This is a genomic window from Mumia sp. zg.B53 (assembly GCF_019550935.1).
GTDB lineage: Bacteria > Actinomycetota > Actinomycetes > Propionibacteriales > Nocardioidaceae > Mumia.
The window spans coordinates 1496835-1512603 of record NZ_JAHWCK010000001.1 but is presented as its reverse complement, the minus strand read 5'-3'; the positions used below and the strand labels follow the sequence as shown (position 1 = coordinate 1512603).

The 15769-nt window shown below is 71.1% G+C and carries 17 protein-coding genes; 3 read left to right on the top strand and 14 right to left on the bottom strand.

Going from position 1 to position 15769, the window contains the following annotated elements:
• Positions 1-17: 17 nt before the first annotated feature.
• The 9 genes from KV102_RS07235 to KV102_RS07195 all read right to left on the bottom strand — a co-directional run bounded on the left by KV102_RS07235 (position 18) and on the right by KV102_RS07195 (position 8902).
• Entirely contained in the window at positions 18-1289 is a 1272-nt protein-coding gene (locus KV102_RS07235) for an RNA polymerase sigma factor (RefSeq protein ID WP_220345746.1), read from the bottom strand.
• 40 nt (positions 1290-1329) lie between these two features.
• Positions 1330-1764, bottom strand: coding sequence for a YciI family protein (locus KV102_RS07230; protein ID WP_220345745.1), 435 nt, complete (start codon positions 1762-1764; stop codon positions 1330-1332).
• Between the two features lie 59 nt (positions 1765-1823).
• Positions 1824-2573: an alpha/beta fold hydrolase gene (locus KV102_RS07225; protein WP_220345744.1), complete on the bottom strand. Its 750-nt coding sequence runs from the start codon at positions 2571-2573 to the stop codon at positions 1824-1826.
• A gap of 55 nt (positions 2574-2628) precedes the next feature.
• On the bottom strand, positions 2629-3111 hold the full coding sequence (locus tag KV102_RS07220; RefSeq protein WP_220345743.1) for a hypothetical protein: 483 nt from the start codon (positions 3109-3111) through the stop codon (positions 2629-2631).
• 70 nt (positions 3112-3181) lie between these two features.
• Positions 3182-4300 carry an acyl-CoA dehydrogenase family protein gene (locus tag KV102_RS07215; protein ID WP_220342887.1) on the bottom strand — a complete coding sequence of 373 codons (1119 nt, stop codon included), beginning with the start codon at positions 4298-4300 and terminating at the stop codon, positions 3182-3184.
• Positions 4301-4309: 9 nt separating this feature from the next.
• A complete protein-coding gene (locus KV102_RS07210) occupies positions 4310-5485 on the bottom strand; it encodes an acyl-CoA dehydrogenase family protein (RefSeq protein ID WP_220342886.1) in 1176 nt (391 codons plus the stop codon).
• Positions 5486-5576: 91 nt separating this feature from the next.
• A complete protein-coding gene (locus KV102_RS07205) occupies positions 5577-6680 on the bottom strand; it encodes a 3-deoxy-7-phosphoheptulonate synthase (protein ID WP_220342885.1) in 1104 nt (367 codons plus the stop codon).
• A gap of 344 nt (positions 6681-7024) precedes the next feature.
• Positions 7025-7885, bottom strand: a complete 861-nt coding sequence (locus KV102_RS07200; protein WP_220345742.1) for a DUF5926 family protein — start codon at positions 7883-7885, stop codon at positions 7025-7027.
• A gap of 57 nt (positions 7886-7942) precedes the next feature.
• Positions 7943-8902, bottom strand: a complete 960-nt coding sequence (locus tag KV102_RS07195; protein ID WP_220345741.1) for a hypothetical protein — start codon at positions 8900-8902, stop codon at positions 7943-7945.
• Between the two features lie 140 nt (positions 8903-9042).
• Between KV102_RS07195 and KV102_RS07190 the strand changes: the two genes are divergently transcribed.
• Positions 9043-9357, top strand: coding sequence for a rhodanese-like domain-containing protein (locus KV102_RS07190; protein ID WP_220342879.1), 315 nt, complete (start codon positions 9043-9045; stop codon positions 9355-9357).
• A gap of 3 nt (positions 9358-9360) precedes the next feature.
• Here the strand turns inward: KV102_RS07190 and KV102_RS07185 are convergent, their stop codons facing one another.
• From KV102_RS07185 to aat, 3 genes are all read right to left on the bottom strand, one after another.
• Complete coding sequence (locus KV102_RS07185) at positions 9361-10251, bottom strand: Fpg/Nei family DNA glycosylase (RefSeq protein WP_220342877.1); 891 nt, start codon at positions 10249-10251, stop codon at positions 9361-9363.
• 83 nt (positions 10252-10334) lie between these two features.
• A complete protein-coding gene (locus KV102_RS07180) occupies positions 10335-10607 on the bottom strand; it encodes an HU family DNA-binding protein (RefSeq protein ID WP_220342875.1) in 273 nt (90 codons plus the stop codon).
• Between the two features lie 135 nt (positions 10608-10742).
• Complete coding sequence (gene aat, locus KV102_RS07175) at positions 10743-11414, bottom strand: leucyl/phenylalanyl-tRNA--protein transferase (RefSeq protein WP_308289472.1); 672 nt, start codon at positions 11412-11414, stop codon at positions 10743-10745.
• Between the two features lie 136 nt (positions 11415-11550).
• On the opposite strand from aat, the gene KV102_RS07170 reads away from it, so the two are divergent.
• On the top strand, positions 11551-12195 hold the full coding sequence (locus KV102_RS07170) for an EcsC family protein (protein WP_255560576.1): 645 nt from the start codon (positions 11551-11553) through the stop codon (positions 12193-12195).
• A gap of 120 nt (positions 12196-12315) precedes the next feature.
• Here KV102_RS07170 and katG read toward each other — a convergent pair whose 3' ends face one another.
• Positions 12316-14562: a catalase/peroxidase HPI gene (gene katG / locus KV102_RS07165; protein ID WP_220345740.1), complete on the bottom strand. Its 2247-nt coding sequence runs from the start codon at positions 14560-14562 to the stop codon at positions 12316-12318.
• A 69-nt stretch (positions 14563-14631) separates the two neighbouring features.
• Positions 14632-15066: a Fur family transcriptional regulator gene (locus KV102_RS07160; RefSeq protein WP_220345739.1), complete on the bottom strand. Its 435-nt coding sequence runs from the start codon at positions 15064-15066 to the stop codon at positions 14632-14634.
• Positions 15067-15199: 133 nt separating this feature from the next.
• Here KV102_RS07160 and KV102_RS07155 point away from each other — a divergent pair, with 133 nt between their 5' ends.
• Positions 15200-15745, top strand: a complete 546-nt coding sequence (locus KV102_RS07155) for a hypothetical protein (protein WP_220345738.1) — start codon at positions 15200-15202, stop codon at positions 15743-15745.
• Positions 15746-15769 lie beyond the last annotated feature (24 nt).

Below are 15769 nucleotides of genomic sequence, written 5' to 3'. Positions count from 1 at the left end.
CCGTAGGGGCTAGGGGTTCACCTCTCGGCGCGTGCCTGGGCGGCCGCCGCCAGCTCCATGAGGACGCGGCGGTCGTGGACGCTGCCTGCCAGTCGCGCGGCCGCCTCGAACTCCACCGCCGCCTCCCCGTCGCGGCCCAGCCGCACCAGGAGGTCGCCCCGCACGCTCGGGAGAAGATGGTAGGACGCCATCCGAGGATCGCGCCGGAGCGGCTCCAAGGCGCGCAGGGCATCGGCCGGGCCGAACGCCCGGCTCACCGCGACGGCACGGTTCAGCGCGATCACCGGCGACGGGTTGAGCGCCGCCAGCCCGTCGTAGAGCGCGACGATCCGCTCCCAGTCGGTGTCCTCAGGGCGCGCGGCCCGGGCGTGACAGGCGGCGATGGCGGCCTGCAGTGTGTACGGCCCGAGCGGGCGTCGCAGCGAGACGGAGCGGTCGATCGCGTCCAGGCCGTGGCGGATCAGCGTACGGTCCCACCTCGAGCGGTCCTGGTGGTCGAGGAGCACCGGGGCGCCGTGCCGGTCGGTCCGGGCGGCGAAGCGTGACGCCTGGAGCTCCATCAGCGCGACCAGTCCGTACGGTTCGGGCTCCTGCGGCAGGAGCGCAGCGAGCACGCGCCCGAGCCGCATGGCCTCGCGGCACAGGTCCTCTCGGACGACCCGGTCGCCCGAGCTCGCCGAGTAGCCCTCGTTGAAGATCAGGTAGACGACCTCGAGGACCGCCGCCAGTCGACCGGGAAGCTCCTCGGCGGAAGGGATCTCGAAGGGGACCTGCGCCTCGGAGAGGGTGCGCTTGGCGCGCGAGATGCGCTGCCCGACCGTCGCCGCCGGGGTCAGGAAGGCGTGGGCGATCTCGTCCGTCGACAGCCCGCCGAGCATCCGCAGGGTGAGGGCGACCTGGGCGCCGCGGGTCAGCACAGGGTGGCAGGCCACGAAGACGAGCCGCAGGACGTCGTCACCGACCGGGTCGCCGACGACGTCCTCGGGCATCGGAAGCGCGGCGCGCCGCTGTTCCTCGAGGTCTGGCGCCAGCACCGCGTACTTGCGGGTGAGGTTCTGGTCGCGGCGGACCCGGTCGACCGCGAGGTTGCGGGCGACCTTGGTCAGCCACGCCCCGGGGTTGTCGGGGACGCCGTCGCGCGGCCACTTCTCGAGCGCGACCACGAGCGCGTCCTGCGCGAGGTCCTCGGCGTAGCCGACGTCGTTGACGATGCGGACCAGCCCGGCGACCACGCGCGCCGACTCGATCCTCCAGATCGCGTCGATCGTCCGACCGACGTCGCCGGGCATCCGCTGCGCTCCTACCGCTCCGCGCTCCTGCCGCTCGTCCTCAGGAGCCGTGCTGGTGCTGGACCTGCTCGCGGAGCTTCTCTTCCTGCTGCCTGAGCTCGGGGGTGTACTCCGCGCCGAAGTCCTCGGCCTCGAAGATCGGCCTGAGCTCGACCTGGCCGGGCTCGCTGGGATCGTTCGGGATCCGCTTCGCCCACTCGACGGCCTCCTCGAAGGACTTGACCTCCCAGATCCAGTAGCCGGCGAGCAGCTCCTTGCTCTCGGTGAACGGCCCGTCGACGACCCGCGTCTCCCCGTCGCCGAAGACGACCCGAGCGCCCTCGGCGCTGTTCTTCAGGCCATCGCCGTCCAGCATGATGCCGGCGTTGACGAGCTCCTCGTTGTAGGCACCCATCTCCGCCAGCATCTCGGTGGAGGGCATCTGACCCTGCGCTTCCCACGCCGGCGTGGACTGCACCATGACCATGACTCGCATGTCGTTCTCCTTGTCGATCGAGTCCGTTCCGACCCTAGTGCCGGAGCGGTGCCTCACCCCTACGCCGAACCAGCCGCCGGGTTTTCGACACGGGTCACGAACTTTTTCGTACGGGGCTCGTCCGAGCGGGTCGGGACGACGAGCGCCTCGAGCTGGTCGACGAGCTCCTCGGGACGGCTGAGCGCGACCAGGTGGCCCCCGGGCACCTCGTACGGAGTGAGTCCGAGCCGCTCCTGCGACACACGCCGCTGGAACGCGATGGGGAAGATCCGGTCGTCCGTCCCGGCAACGACGGCGGTCGGCACGTCGGGCCACGCTCGCGCCGGCCACGGCTCGGCGAACGACCGCTCGGAGGGCTCCCGGTCCCCGCCGGCGAGGATCTCGGCGGCGAGGTCCTCGGGGACGTCGTGGAAGAAGTCGCGTACGACGTCGAAACCCTCCCACCCTGCCTCGCGCCGCGCCTCGGAGCTCCCGGTCGCCGACCACCACTCGCCTGCGGTCTCGCCGGGCGCAGGGATCATCGGGTTGAGGAGCACGAGCTGGGAGACGGGGATGCGCTCGCACACCAGAGGGCCGATGAACGCCCCCATGGACTGTGCGACCACGACCGGCGGGTCGTCGTGCGGCGCCACGCGCTCCGCGACCGCCGCGAGCACGATCTCGACATGGTCCTCGATGCCCGTCGACTCGTCGTGCTGAGGCACGTCGACGGGGACCGCGGTGTGTCCGCGGCGTTCGAGGGCGGGGACGAGACGGGACCAGTAGCCGGGGTGGCCGCCGGCTCCGGGGATGAGGACGAAGGTGCTCATGCAGCCTCGACTCGGCGCGCCTGCCGAACTCATCGGACGGGTCAGGGTCTCGACGTCACCGGATCGAGAGCTCTGCCTGGTTGCCCCCGCGACCGCACTTCCTGCCGTTGGGATAGGTCGCCTGGGGGGTCACCCGCGCCACGTCACGACGGAGCTCGGTGCCGTCGCGCCGTTGCACGACGGTCGTCACCTCGACCTGCTCGAGAGGCAGCTCGGGGACCTCGACGAAGCTCACCATCGTCCCGTCCGATCTCATGACGGCGCCGCAGGAGGAGTCGGGACCGTCACCGTCACAGCCCTGGTCGACGGCCACCCGGCCCGGCGTCAGCGCTGACTGGTCGTCCACGCAGACGCCGTCCCAGCAGACGCTGGTCCGGACCGTCACCGCCTGTGTCGCCAGCGGCGGCTCGACCGAGACCCCGATCCCGGCGGACGAGCCGATCATCGTGCACACCCGAGAAGGGTCGTCCGCACCGCCACCGCACGCCATCAGCAGGGCGAGCGGCGCCGCCGCCCAGGCCGTACGGAGTCGGTGCATGGCGGCACAGTAACGGTCGGGCACGGCACGGGTACGGGGTCGGCGGGCGTGCCGCCGACCCCGTCCGATGTCAGCGCAGCAGCTCGACGATGCCGCGGCCGTCGATGCCCTCGGCGACGCGTCCGAGGTGGTAGGCCTCCGTGCCGAGCGTGCGCTCGAGCACGGTCAGCCGTGCGGCGTAGTGGCCGATCGAGTACTCCGCCGTCACGCCGATGCCGCCGTGGAGCTGGATCGACTCCTGGCTGACGTGCCGGGCGGTGCGACCGATCTCGGCCTGCAGGCGCGAGGCGACCAGGGGGTCGGGCCCGTGCTCGGCCAGCGACATCGTCGCCCACAGCGAGACCGAGCGGGCCAGCTCGAGCGACGTGTACATGTCGGCCGCCCGGAACGTCAGCGCCTGGAACTTCGACAGCGTGACCCCGAACTGCTTGCGCGTCTTGAGATAGCCGACGGTCGTCTCGACCGAGATCTCCATCGCGCCGATCGCCTCGGCGCCGTACGCCGTCTGCAGGCGGGCGAACGCCCGTGCGAGAGCATCCTCGCCGGCCTCGCCGAGCGGGGTCGCGACGGCCCCGGTCAGGACGACGCGGGCGGCGTAGGAGTCGTCGGGCGTCGCGTACGTCGTGCGGGTGACACCGTCGGCGTGGGCATCGACGACGAACAGCCGTGTCGTCTCACCGTCCTTCGCACTCACGACGAGGACGTCGGCGACACCGCCGTGACGGACCGGCTCCTTGACGCCGTCGAGCGTCCAGCCGTCCGCCGACGGGGTGGCGGTCACGCCGTAGGCGACCGTCCCGTGCGGCGCACGCGGCTCCTGGTGGGCGATCACGGCGACCAGGTCACCGGCAGCGATCTTGGGAAGGAGCTCCTGCTTCTGCTCCTCGGTGCCCGCGTCGGCGATCAGCTCACCGGCACCGACGACCACGTCGATGAACGGCTCCGGCGCGAGCACGCGCCCGATCTCCTGGGCGACGATCCCGACCTCGACGGCCCCGGCGCCGGCGCCGTCGTACGCCTCGTCGAAGGGCAGCCCCAGCAGCCCCATCTCGGCGAGACGGCCCCAGACGTCACGGTCCCAGCCGGGCTCGGTGGCGACGACCTTCTCCCGGTTGGCGGCGGATCCGCCGAGGATGCCGCGGACGGCGTCCCGAAGAGCAACCTGCTCGGTGTCCAGCGTGAAATCCATGTCAGTCCCTCACAGTCCCAGGATCGTGCCGGCGATGATCGTGCGCTGGACCTCGTTGGAGCCACCGTAGATCGACACCTTGCGGAGGTTCAGATACGTCGGTACGGAGCGGCCCGCCCATGCCGGCACGTCCGAGTCGTCTCCGGCTCCGGCGGCCAGCACGTCGCTCCCGGCGACGTCGACGGCCAGCTCGGAGACGTCCTGCTGCAGCTGCGAGCCACGGAGCTTGAGGATCGACGAGACCGGGTTGGGCTTGCCGTCCTTCGAGCCGCCGGCGACCCGGAGCGCGGTGAGCTCGAGCGCGAGCAGCTGGTTCTCCAGAGACGCGAAGCGGGCGGCGATCGCCGGCTGGTCGATGAGTCGGCTGCCGTCGGCCAGCGGGACCGAGGCGTGCTCCTTGACGATCTGGAGACGCAGCTTGGTGCTGCCGGTGGCGCCGATGCCGTCGCGCTCGTTGCCGAGCAGGAACTTCGCGTAGTCCCAGCCGTGGTTCTCCTCGCCGACGAGCTGGTCGGCGGGGACGCGCACGTTGTCGAAGAAGACCTCGTTGACCTCGTACGACCCGTCGATCAGCTTGATCGGTCGCACCGTGACGCCGGGGGTCGACATCTCGAAGAGGACGAACGAGATGCCCTGCTGCTTCTTGGGCGCGTCGGGGTTGGTGCGTACGAGGCAGAAGATCCAGTCGGCGTACTGCCCGAGCGTCGTCCAGGTCTTCTGGCCGTTGACGACCCACTCGTCACCGTCGCGGACGGCGGTGGTGCGCAGCGAGGCCAGGTCCGACCCCGCGTCGGGCTCGGAGAAGCCCTGGCACCACCAGATGTCGAGGTTCGCCGTGGCCGGCAGGAACCGCGCCTTCTGCTCCTCGGAGCCGAACGTGGCGATCACGGGACCGACCATGCTCGTGTTGAACGGGAGCGGCGAGGGCACGCCGGCGGTCTGCATCTCGTCGAGCCAGATGTGGCGCTGCAGCGGCGTCCATCCCTTGCCGCCCCACTCCACGGGCCAGTTCGGGACGGCATAGCCGCCTGCGTTGAGGGCGCGCTGCGCCTCGACGATCTGCTCCTTGGAGAGCTCTCCACCGCTGCGGACGGTGTCGCGGATCTCCTGCGGGACCTTGGTGGTGAAGAACTCGCGGAGCTCCTGCTGGAGCTGCGCGTCCTCCGGTGTCAGCGCGAGCCTCATGTTCGCTCTCCTGTGGGGCCGTACGACGTGGTCTGGGGCACACCCTAAGTAAGCGGGCGCTTAGCCGGCTACCCGGGGGTAGGTGTTCAGCCTAGGCCCCGGATGCTGCCCGCCGCGTCGCCGAGGCGCGCGCGAGCTCCTCGAGCAGGTCGGCGGTGACGTCCCAGCCGATGCAGGCGTCGGTCACGCTCTGCCCGTACGTCAGGTCTGCCGGCGCGGGCGCCTGCTTGCCGGGGACCAGGAAGCTCTCGAGCATCACGCCGCCGATCCCGCGGTCCCCACCGGCGACGTCACCGGCCAGCTCGCGGACGACGGCAGCCTGGCGGACGTGGTCCTTGCCGGAGTTGCCGTGGCTGGCGTCCACGACAAGGCGCGCCGGCATCCCGGCGCGCTCGAGCAGCCCGAGCGCGGACCGCCGAGACTCCACGCCGTAGTTGGGGCCGGCGTGCCCGCCGCGCAGGATCACGTGGCAGTCGGGGTTGCCGCTCGTGGAGACGGCGCACGCCCGACCGTCCGCGTCGATCCCGAAGAACGTCTGCTCCGCGCCCGCCGCCCGGCAGCCGTCGATCGCCGCCTGGACCGAGCCGTCCGTGGCGTTCTTGAAGCCGACAGGCATGGACAGGCCCGACACGAGCTGCCGGTGCACCTGGCTCTCCGGCGTACGGGCGCCGATGGCACCCCAGGAGACGGCGTCGGCGAGGTACTGCGGGCTGGTCGGCTCGAGCAGCTCGGTGCCCGCAGGCAGGCCGGTCGCGAGCACGTCGAGCAGCACCGAGCGGGCGAGCCGCAGGCCACGGCGGACGTCGTACGACTCGTCCATCCCCGGATCGTTGATGAGGCCCTTCCACCCCACGGTCGTGCGGGGCTTCTCGAAGTAGACCCGCATGACGATCTCCAGGTCGCCGGCGTAGGCCTCCCGCAGGGGTGCGAGCCGGTGGGCGTAGTCGAGCGCCGCGCTCGGGTCGTGGATGGAGCACGGCCCGACGACGACGAGGAGACGGTCGTCCTCGCCGGACATGATGGCGGCCGCCGCGTCGCGCGACCGCGCGACCAGGTCGGCGGCGGCATCACCGAGCGGGCGGGCCGCGACGACGTCGCGGGGGCGCTCGAGAGGCTCGAGCGCACGCACGCGGAGGTCGCTCGTCGGCGTGCGGCCGGGGGTGGGGGTCGTACGAGCCGGGGCTGAGCTGGACATCGGCACTTCCTCTCGGCGGCACCGGTCCTGCGCCGGCACCGCCACGAATGACGAAAGGCACGGACCGTGTGGTCCGTGCCTGTGCTGGCTTGCTGAGCGGGTCGGTGAGTCAGGCGCCGACCGCTGGCTGCACCAGCACGTCGCGCCCATAAAATCGCCCGCTCAACATGGGGCCGAGAGTAGCACCTGGGGTGGTGCTGGCATGGGAAGACCCCAGCCGCTGCTGACGGGGGATACAGTAGCGACCGGGGTCTAAGGAAGACTGTAGGGCATCCTGAACGGGCGTTCAAGTCCTCCGTTCGATGACCTGGATCACCTGCTCGGAGAGCCTTCTCGACCGGGCATCAACGCACCGTGATCTGACGGTTCGCGAGCCCGTTGCGCGCCCCGCGCTGCTCGCTCGTCAGCGGCGAGGAGTCGGCCAGCGCCTCCTCGAGCCGCGACTCGAATGCTGCTGCAGGGCCTTCCAGGGCGACGGCCGGCGTGGGCTCGATCATCTCCCACACAGGGACGAGCAGCCCGTGCGCGCGGAACGACCCGATGAGACGCACGTCGTCGGCGAGACGGTCGTCTCCGCTGACGTGCAGCCGCGCGAGAGCGGTCAGGAGCTTGTCCTCGTCGTGGGGCATCACCCAGCGGAGGAACTGTCGCTCGCCGAGCTGCGTCCAGTAGGCGGCGTCGACCTCCTCGAGCCGCTCGGTCGGCGTCACGACCTCGTTGGCCTGCTCGATCGCACCCGCCACGGCACCCGTGGGGTCGTCGACGCCGGCGGTCCAGAAGTCGAAGCCGTCCTGCACGTCGACGGGGAAGTCGGACTCCGGGTCGACGAGGTCCTGCAACCGCCGTCCCGCCCCCGGGTCGGCGATGACGATCTCGGTGCCCGGCTCGGTCTCGAGGCCCTGCTCCACCACGGCGGCCAGATCACGGCTGACGTCACCGAAGTTGTGCGTCACCTGGAGGCCGAGCCACAGCTCGCCGTCGGGGCGGACGAGACCGGCGGACGCGCCGGGCAGCAAGGTGCACACCCGTACGGTCGTGCTCTCCGCGACGTCGGGCCGCAGGGCGACCGTCGCCGTGGCGGACGGCACGAACTCGCGCAGCGCGACCCAGTCACACTCTCCCGGAAGCCCTTCGAAGGTCCTGGCGCGGAACGGAACCCGCTCGGCCTTCTCCGGCTTGACGCGGCGGCGCGATCGCTTGCCCATGGCGGCTTCTCCTGAGTGTCGGTGGGTACGGCGTACGGCGTCGGGGTCCGGCGCGGCTCACTGGCCGCCGGTCGGCCCCTGCGGCGGGTACGGCGGCTGCTGGGGACCCTGCCCCGGCTGACCTGGCTGTCCGTACGGCGGCTGCTGCGGCTGACCGTACGGCGGTCGCTGGGGCTGGCCACCCGGCTGGCCGTACGGGGGTTGCTGGTGCTGACCATACGGCGGTCGCTGCGGCTGGCCGTACGGCGCCTGCTGCGGCTGACCACCACCCGGCTGGCCGCCCGGCTGCCCGTACGGCGGGCGCTGCGGCTGCTCGGCCGGCTGGCCGTAAGGAGACTGCTGCTGCGGTGCCGCGTAGGGCGAGCCTGAGGGACTGTCGCCGGTCGACGCGTCCCGCGACGACAGCAGCGCCAGGATCCCGAGCGCGAGCCCGATCGCCAGCACCGCCATGCCGGCACCCACGAGGAGATATCCGGTGACGGCGTCGTCGACCTCGCTCGCCGACTCCACGCCACTGGTCATCGCACCACCGCCGGCCGCGACGAGCCCACCGATCGCCGCGACGCCGAGTCCGATCCAGCCGAGCAGCGTGCGCCCGCGTCCGGCGGCGAGAGCCACGATCCACAGGAGCACCGCGAGCACCACGACGAGCACGGTCGCGGAGACGAGCAACGCGTTGAGCGAGTCGCTGTCCTCGGCGACGCTGCGGCTGACCGAGGACGGGTCGTCGGAGAGGTCGGCAAAGATGCCGCGGCGGGCGGTCAGCGCGAACGCGGCGTAACCGAGGGCGACGAGCGTCCCGAGGCCGAGGGCGACGACGGCGACCATGCCCCAAGGGGACGACTTCTCGACGTCACGGCCGCGGGCCGTCGGCGGGGCGTGCGGCGCGGACCACGACTGCCCCTGCGGGGCACCCGGCTGGGACGGCCCGGGCTGGCCACCCCAGGACGAGCCCGAGGATTGACCGGGGCCGGAGCCGTACGGCCGTCCGTAGGGGTCCTGCGGGCCTTGCGACATGGCTCTCCTCCTCGCGCACGGGCGAGCACGCACGCGCCCGGCGGGCTCAGCCTAGCCAACCCAGCGGTCGCCGCGAGAGCACCGCCTTCACCGAGGGCGCGACTCGTGGAGCGTGTGGAGGCGGCTGAGAGGATGGAGACATGGACGAGAACACCATCCCGACCGTGGACGTCGCCGGCGTGCCCGATCCCCTTCCCGCAGGGCTGGTCGTCGTCGACGTCCGCGAGGACGACGAGTGGGCCAGCGGGCACGTCGACGGTGCGCTCCACATCCCGCTCAGTGATCTCGCTGCCCGGATCGACGAGGTGCCCGCGGAGGGTCAGGTGCTGGTCTACTGCCGTTCAGGCGGACGGTCGGCTCGCGCGACCGCCTTCCTCCAGCAGCGCGGTGTCGACGCCGTGAACCTCGCCGGGGGCGTCATCGCCTGGCACCAGGCGGGCCGACGGCTCGTCTGAGCGCTACCGCAGGAGCTTCGACATCCGCCGGTCCGCCAGCGGCTTGCCGCCGGTCTGACAGGTGGGGCAGTACTGCAGGGACGAGTCGGCGAATGACACCTCGCGGATCGTGTCGCCGCAGACCTCGCACGTCTCGCCGGTACGGCCGTGGACCCGCAGTCCTGACTTCTTCTCCTTCTTGAGCTCCGACGCCGCCAGCCCGTCCGCGCGCGCGATCGCCTCGCGGAGCGTGGTGCCGATCGCGGCGTACAACGTCGTCAGGTCCTCCTCGGACGCCACGATCGCGCTCGCCGACCTGAAGGGCGACATCTTGGCGACGTGGAGGATCTCGTCGGAGTAGGCGTTGCCGATCCCGGCGATCTGCCCCTGGTCGCGCAGCACGCCCTTGATCTGGGAGCGGCCGGCGGACTCGAGGATCTGGCGGAAGACGTCGATCGTGAACGTGCCGTCGAGCGGGTCCGGCCCGAGTCGGGCGACGCCGGGGACCTCGGCGGGGTCGCGGACGAGATAGACCGCGAGTCCCTTCTTGGTCCCCGCCTCGGTGAGATCGAACCCCGACCCGTCGTCGAGCACGATGCGGAACGCCAACGGGTTCTTGCCGCCACCGGGTCGCGGCGGGGTCGTGGGCTGCTCGTCCTTCCAGCGCAGCCAGCCGGCACGGGCGAGGTGGATGATCAGGTGAAGTCCGCCGACGGAGATGTCGAGGAACTTCCCCCGTCGCGTCACGCCGTCGACGACGAGACCGGTCAGCGCGCTGACGGGCGGGTCGTAGGTCTTGAGGGCGCTGATCGCGGCCGGGTAGGCAGCGACGATCGCACGGGGCTCACCCTCGGTGACCCCCAGACGGCGGGACAGGTCGTCGACCAGCGCGTCGACCTCGGGCAGCTCGGGCACGTGACCAGTGTGCCGTCCCGGGGCCACGAACGCGAGGGACCCCGGGACGCTCACGCGTGCCCGGGGTCCCTTCGTGGAACGTCTTACTTGACGGCGGCCTTCAGCTTGCTGCCGGCGGTGACCTTCACGCCGTGGCCGGCGGGGATCTCGAGGGTCTCGCCCGTCGCGGGGTTGCGGCCGGTGCGCGCTGCGCGCTCGACACGCTCGACGGTGAGCAGGCCCGGGATCTGGACCTTCTCGCCCTTGCCGACGGCGTTGATCAGCGTGTCGCCGAAGGCGCTGAGGACCGCGTCGGCGTCGGCCTTGGTGGTGCCGGCCGTCTCGGCGACTGCGGCTACGAGTTCAGTACGGTTCACGGGTTCCTCCGACGTGGTGGGACTGGGTTGTCTCGGACGCACACCAGCATAGGGAGAAATGCCGAACTTCCCCGGATTTCCGGGGCCCCACGCCGGTGTGGTGCGCCTTGACACTAGCCCACGACGCCGGTGGTTTCAGCGCCACGGGGGCGGGAGCGGTGTGTCGACGACCCTTCGGAGGGTGTCCAGGTAGGTGTCGCGGGGCCATGCCTCGGCCCCGAGCGACGCCAGGTGCGGCGTGAGCCACTGGACGTCCACGAGCCGCTGGGCCGCGTACTCGTCGGACAGCAGCTCCACCAGACTCAGCAGGGCGACCTTGGACGCGTCGCGCTCGCGGTGAAACATGCTCTCACCTGCGAAGAGGCCGCCAACCGCAACGCCGTACAGCCCCCCGACCAAGGCGCCGTCCGTACCTCTCACCTCGACCGAGTGCGCCCATCCGAGATCATGCAGCCGCGAGTACGCCGCGGCGATCTGGCCGTCGATCCAGGCACCCTCCCGCGACGGGTCGGCACACGCCTCCACGACGGCGTGAAAATCTGTGTCGACCGTCACGGTGAAGTGCTTGGCCGACTTGCGCAGCGAGCGGGTGACCCGCAGCCGGTCGAGCTGCAGCACGCCGCGCTGCACGGGGGACCACCAGCCGATCGGGCCCTCCGGCTCGACGGGCATCGGGAACATCCCGGCCGCGTATGCCGCCACGAGGGTGCCGGGCTCGAGATCGGCGCCAATGCCGACGAAGTCGTCGTCCGGCCAGTGGGTACGGCCGAACTCCCAGTGGTTCGGCGGCAGCGGCTGCGGCGTCACAGGCCTGACTGTATCCAGGGGCCGCCGGCTACCTGCTGGCTCAGTGGGTACCTCCTACGATGGAGCGCAGACTACTCAGGAGGACCGTGTGGGCATCGCCAGGACGACCGCGAAGATGGTAGGACCGCGCGTGGCCATGTCGGCCGGACCGAAGGTCACGTCCGGATACGTGCGTGTGCTGCTCGACCGGGCGATCGACGGCGTGGGCCCCTTCAAGCCGGTCCGGGTCGCGGCCGACGCCCGGCTCGCGCTCGCCGGCGGGAGGGTCGAGGACGCCATCGACGACACCGTCGCGATCCACGTCCGCTACGCCGGGGCCCAGGGCTTCCTGACCAACGTCGGTGGCATCGCGTCGATGATCGTGACGGTCCCCGCCAACGTGACCGGGCTGGCCGTCCTCCAGTGCCACATGGTGGCCGCCATCGCCTACCTCCGCGGCTACGACCTCGACGACCCGCGGGTCCGCAACGCCGTGATGGCGTGCCTCCTCGGCAAGGACGAGATCAAGAAGGCCGTCAAGGAGCGACGCATCCCGACGACGCCGATGGGCCTGGCGACCTCGCCGGTCCACGACCCGAGCCTCGACGACCGCGTCGCCCAAGAGGTGACCACCGCGCTCTTCGGCCGGGTCAGCGGCAAGCAGGGCGCCTCGATGATCGTCCGCAAGGTGCCGTTGCTCGGCGGAGGGGTCGGCCTGGTCGCCGACGCGAGGCACACCGCCAAGATCGCCTCGTACGCGCGCCAGGAGCTGCGCGACCGGCGGCTCGCACTGCCACGCTGACGGCCCGCACCCGCGGCCGTACGCACCAGCGCCCCGGCGTGACGGGCTGCACACCGGATCCGCGAGGAATCCGGTGGCGAACCCGTCAGGCCGGGGCGCGTGCTGGTGCTGGGCGGAGCGTCAGACCAGGTCGAACCGGTCGGCGTTCATGACCTTGACCCACGCCGCGGTGAAGTCACGGACGAACTTCTCCTTGGCGTCGTCGCTCGCATAGACCTCGGCGAGCGCACGGAGCTCCGAGTTGGACCCGAAGAGCAGGTCCACGCGGCTGCCCGTCCAGGTGTGACCCGTCGCCGTCGTGCCGGTGAAGGTCTGCGCCGAGTCGTCGTTCGGCGTCCAGGTGGTGCCGAGCTCGAGCAGGTTGACGAAGAAGTCGTTCGTCAGCGTGCCCGGGGTGGCCGTGAGGACACCCAGCGACGAACCGTCGTAGTTCGCGCCGAGGGCGCGCATGCCACCGACGAGGACCGTCATCTCCGGCGCGCTGACGCCGAGGAGGTTGGCCTTGTCGACGAGGAGGTACTCGGCGGGCAGACGGGTGGCCTTGCCCACGTAGTTGCGGAATCCGTCGGCCTTCGGCTCCATGTAGGCGAAGGACTCCACATCGGTCTGCTCCTGCGTCGCGTCGACGCGACCCGGCGCGAACGGCACCTCCAGGTCGTAGCCGGCCGCCTGCGCGGCCTGCTCGACGCCGACGTTGCCGGCGAGCACGATGACGTCGGCGAGCGAGACCTGCTTGCCGCCGGTCTGCGACGCGTTGAACGCCGCCTGGACACCCTCGAGCGCACGGAGCACGCCTGCGAGCTCGTCGGGGTTGTTGACCTCCCAGCCGGCCTGCGGCTGGAGGCGGATGCGCGCACCGTTGGCGCCACCGCGCTTGTCGCTGGACCGGAACGACGAGGCCGCGGCCCAGGCCGTGGTGACCAGCTGCGAGACCGTCAGGCCGGTGGCCTTGATCTGATCCTTGAGCGCGGCGACGTCAGTCGCGTCGACCGTCTCGTACGAGGCCTCGGGGAGCGGGTCCTGCCAGAGAAGCTGCTCGCTGGGGACCTCGGGGCCGAGGTAGCGCGCGAGCGGTCCCATGTCGCGGTGGGTGAGCTTGAACCACGCGCGGGCGAACGCGTCGGCGAACGCGGCCTGGTCGTCCTTGAAGCGGCGCGAGATCTGCTCGTAGACGGGGTCGAAGCGCAGCGCGAGGTCGGACGTCAGCATCCGCGGCTCGCGGTGCTGCGAGGGATCGTGCGCGAGCGGGACGAGATCCGAGCCGGCACCGTGCTTCGGACGCCACTGCTTCGCACCGGCGGGCGACTCCATGAGCTCCCAGTCGTACGCGAACAGGATGTGGAAGAACTCGTTGTCCCACCGGACCGGGTGGTAGGTCCAGGTGACCTCGAGGCCGGAGCTGATGACGTCGTCACCCTTGCCCGTCCCGTGGCCCTGCTTCCAACCGAAGCCCTGCTCCTCGAGCGGGGCAGCCTCGGGCTCGGGGCCGACGAGGTCGGCGGAGGCCGCACCGTGGGTCTTGCCGAACGTGTGTCCGCCGGCGATGAGCGCGACGGTCTCCTCGTCGTTCATCGCCATGCGGGCGAACGTCTCGCGGATGTCGCGGGCCGAGGCCAGCGGGTCCGGGTTGCCCTCGGGACCCTCGGGGTTGACGTAGATGAGACCCATCTGGACCGCCGCGAGGGGGTCCTCGAGGTCGCGGTCGCCGGTGTAGCGCTCGGCGCCACCGGCGTCGCCGCCCAGCCACTCGGTCTCGGGGCCCCAGTAGACGTCCTCGTCGGGCTCCCACACGTCCTCGCGCCCACCGGCGAAGCCGAAGGTCTCGAAGCCCATGGTCTCCAGCGCGACGTTGCCGGCGAGGATCATCAGGTCGGCCCACGACAGGCTCTGGCCGTACTTCTTCTTGACCGGCCACAGCAGACGGCGGGCCTTGTCGAGGTTGACGTTGTCCGGCCAGCTGTTGAGCGGCGCGAAGCGCTGCTGACCCGCACCGGCACCGCCGCGACCGTCGCTGACGCGGTAGGTGCCCGCGCTGTGCCACGCCATCCGGATGATGAACGGCCCGTAGTGGCCGAAGTCGGCCGGCCACCAGTCCTGCGACGTCGTCAGGACCTGAGAGATGTCCTGCTTCACGGCGTCGAGATCGAGCGCACCGAACGCCGCGGCGTAGTCGAAGTCCTCGCCGAGCGGGTTGGCGACCGCAGGGTTCTTGGCGAGGATCTTGAGGTTGAGCTGGTTGGGCCACCAGGCACGGTTGCCGCTGCCACCCTGCGTCGGGTGGGCGGCCTTGCCGTGCGCCACGGGGCATCCGCCCGCGGGCTGATCCTCGTTGACCTCGCCGATGACGGCGTCGTGGTTCTCGGACATGTGTTCCTTTCCAGGGCTTGCTGAACTACGGGGTACTGCTGGGGGTGAAGGCGGGAGGGACGAGACGGATCACACGTCCTGAGCGGTGGTTGCGCACGAGGCGCACGTGCCCCAGAAGACGACCTCGGCCTCGTCGATCACGAAGCCGCGGTCGTCGGAGGCGTGCAGGCAGGGAGCCTCGCCGACGGCGCAGTCCACGTCGCCGATCGCTCCGCACGAGCGGCAGACGACGTGGTGGTGGTTGTCTCCGACCCGCGCCTCGTACCGGGCGACCGAGCCGGAGGGCTGGATGCGCCGGACGAGGCCGTGATCGGCCAGCGTGCGGAGCGAGTCGTACACCGCCTGGTGCGACACCGTCGGCAGACGGCGGCGTACGGCGGCGATGATCGTCTCGGTGTCGGCGTGGGGCGCCTCGTGCACGGCGGTCAGCACCGCGACCCGCGGCCGAGTCACGCGCAGCGTCGCCGCGCGGATCAGCAGCTCGATCTCGGGTGCGGGGGGCATGGGCTCAGTGTGGCTGCTTTTCTTGAATGAGTCAAAAAAAGGGTCCCGCAGCACAGCACGGCGGGGCTGACCCTCCCTCGTGCTGCCATGGACGGACGTCAGCAACCGACATGACGAACGCGGAGGTTCACTCATGACGAGACGATGGATGCGCATCGGCGTAGCAGCGGCGGGCTCCGTCCTGGCCGTCGGCCTGATCCCAGGGACGGCGCACGCGGCGACGACCGACGTGAAGGACCCGCGCGGCGATGCCCCGCGAGTCGCCGACATCACCAAGCTCCGGGTCAAGAACGGCGAACACCGGGTCACGGGTGTGCTCACCGTGCCTCACCACAAGAAGCGGAAGTACGCCGGGATCGACCTCATGATCCGGACGAAGGACAGCGGCCGTTGGGCCTACATCGTCTCGATCGCCCCTGCCGGCAACGGCCAGGCCGCCAAGAAGGGGCTCTTCTATCAGCGCGGCGACGATCCGGCCACGTCCCGGCGGCTGCGGTGCACCGGCATCAAGACCGCGTGGAAGAGCAAGAAGATCACGATCTCGGTCCCCGTCCGCTGCCTGACGGAGACCAGTGCCCGTCGAGTGCGGGCGCGCGCCGGGATCATCACCCGGCTCGAGCCGGGACACGACTGGTACGACGACCTCACCCGCTACAGCCGCTACGTCCGACGCGGCTGACGACACGGGTTGGACAAGGAAAAC

Bases quoted from the DNA above. Each gene is read 5' to 3' on its own strand.
- KV102_RS07235 (WP_220345746.1), bottom strand. From the start codon at position 1,289: ATGCCCGGCGACGTCGGTCGGACGATCGACGCGATCTGGAGGATCGAG.
- KV102_RS07230 (WP_220345745.1), bottom strand. From the start codon at position 1,764: ATGCGAGTCATGGTCATGGTGCAGTCCACGCCGGCGTGGGAAGCGCAG.
- KV102_RS07225 (WP_220345744.1), bottom strand. From the start codon at position 2,573: ATGAGCACCTTCGTCCTCATCCCCGGAGCCGGCGGCCACCCCGGCTAC.
- KV102_RS07220 (WP_220345743.1), bottom strand. From the start codon at position 3,111: ATGCACCGACTCCGTACGGCCTGGGCGGCGGCGCCGCTCGCCCTGCTG.
- KV102_RS07215 (WP_220342887.1), bottom strand. From the start codon at position 4,300: ATGGATTTCACGCTGGACACCGAGCAGGTTGCTCTTCGGGACGCCGTC.
- KV102_RS07210 (WP_220342886.1), bottom strand. From the start codon at position 5,485: ATGAGGCTCGCGCTGACACCGGAGGACGCGCAGCTCCAGCAGGAGCTC.
- KV102_RS07205 (WP_220342885.1), bottom strand. From the start codon at position 6,680: ATGTCCAGCTCAGCCCCGGCTCGTACGACCCCCACCCCCGGCCGCACG.
- KV102_RS07200 (WP_220345742.1), bottom strand. From the start codon at position 7,885: ATGGGCAAGCGATCGCGCCGCCGCGTCAAGCCGGAGAAGGCCGAGCGG.
- KV102_RS07195 (WP_220345741.1), bottom strand. From the start codon at position 8,902: ATGTCGCAAGGCCCGCAGGACCCCTACGGACGGCCGTACGGCTCCGGC.
- KV102_RS07190 (WP_220342879.1), top strand. From the start codon at position 9,043: ATGGACGAGAACACCATCCCGACCGTGGACGTCGCCGGCGTGCCCGAT.
- KV102_RS07170 (WP_255560576.1), top strand. From the start codon at position 11,551: ATGTCGGCCGGACCGAAGGTCACGTCCGGATACGTGCGTGTGCTGCTC.
- katG (WP_220345740.1), bottom strand. From the start codon at position 14,562: ATGTCCGAGAACCACGACGCCGTCATCGGCGAGGTCAACGAGGATCAG.
- KV102_RS07160 (WP_220345739.1), bottom strand. From the start codon at position 15,066: ATGCCCCCCGCACCCGAGATCGAGCTGCTGATCCGCGCGGCGACGCTG.
- KV102_RS07155 (WP_220345738.1), top strand. From the start codon at position 15,200: ATGACGAGACGATGGATGCGCATCGGCGTAGCAGCGGCGGGCTCCGTC.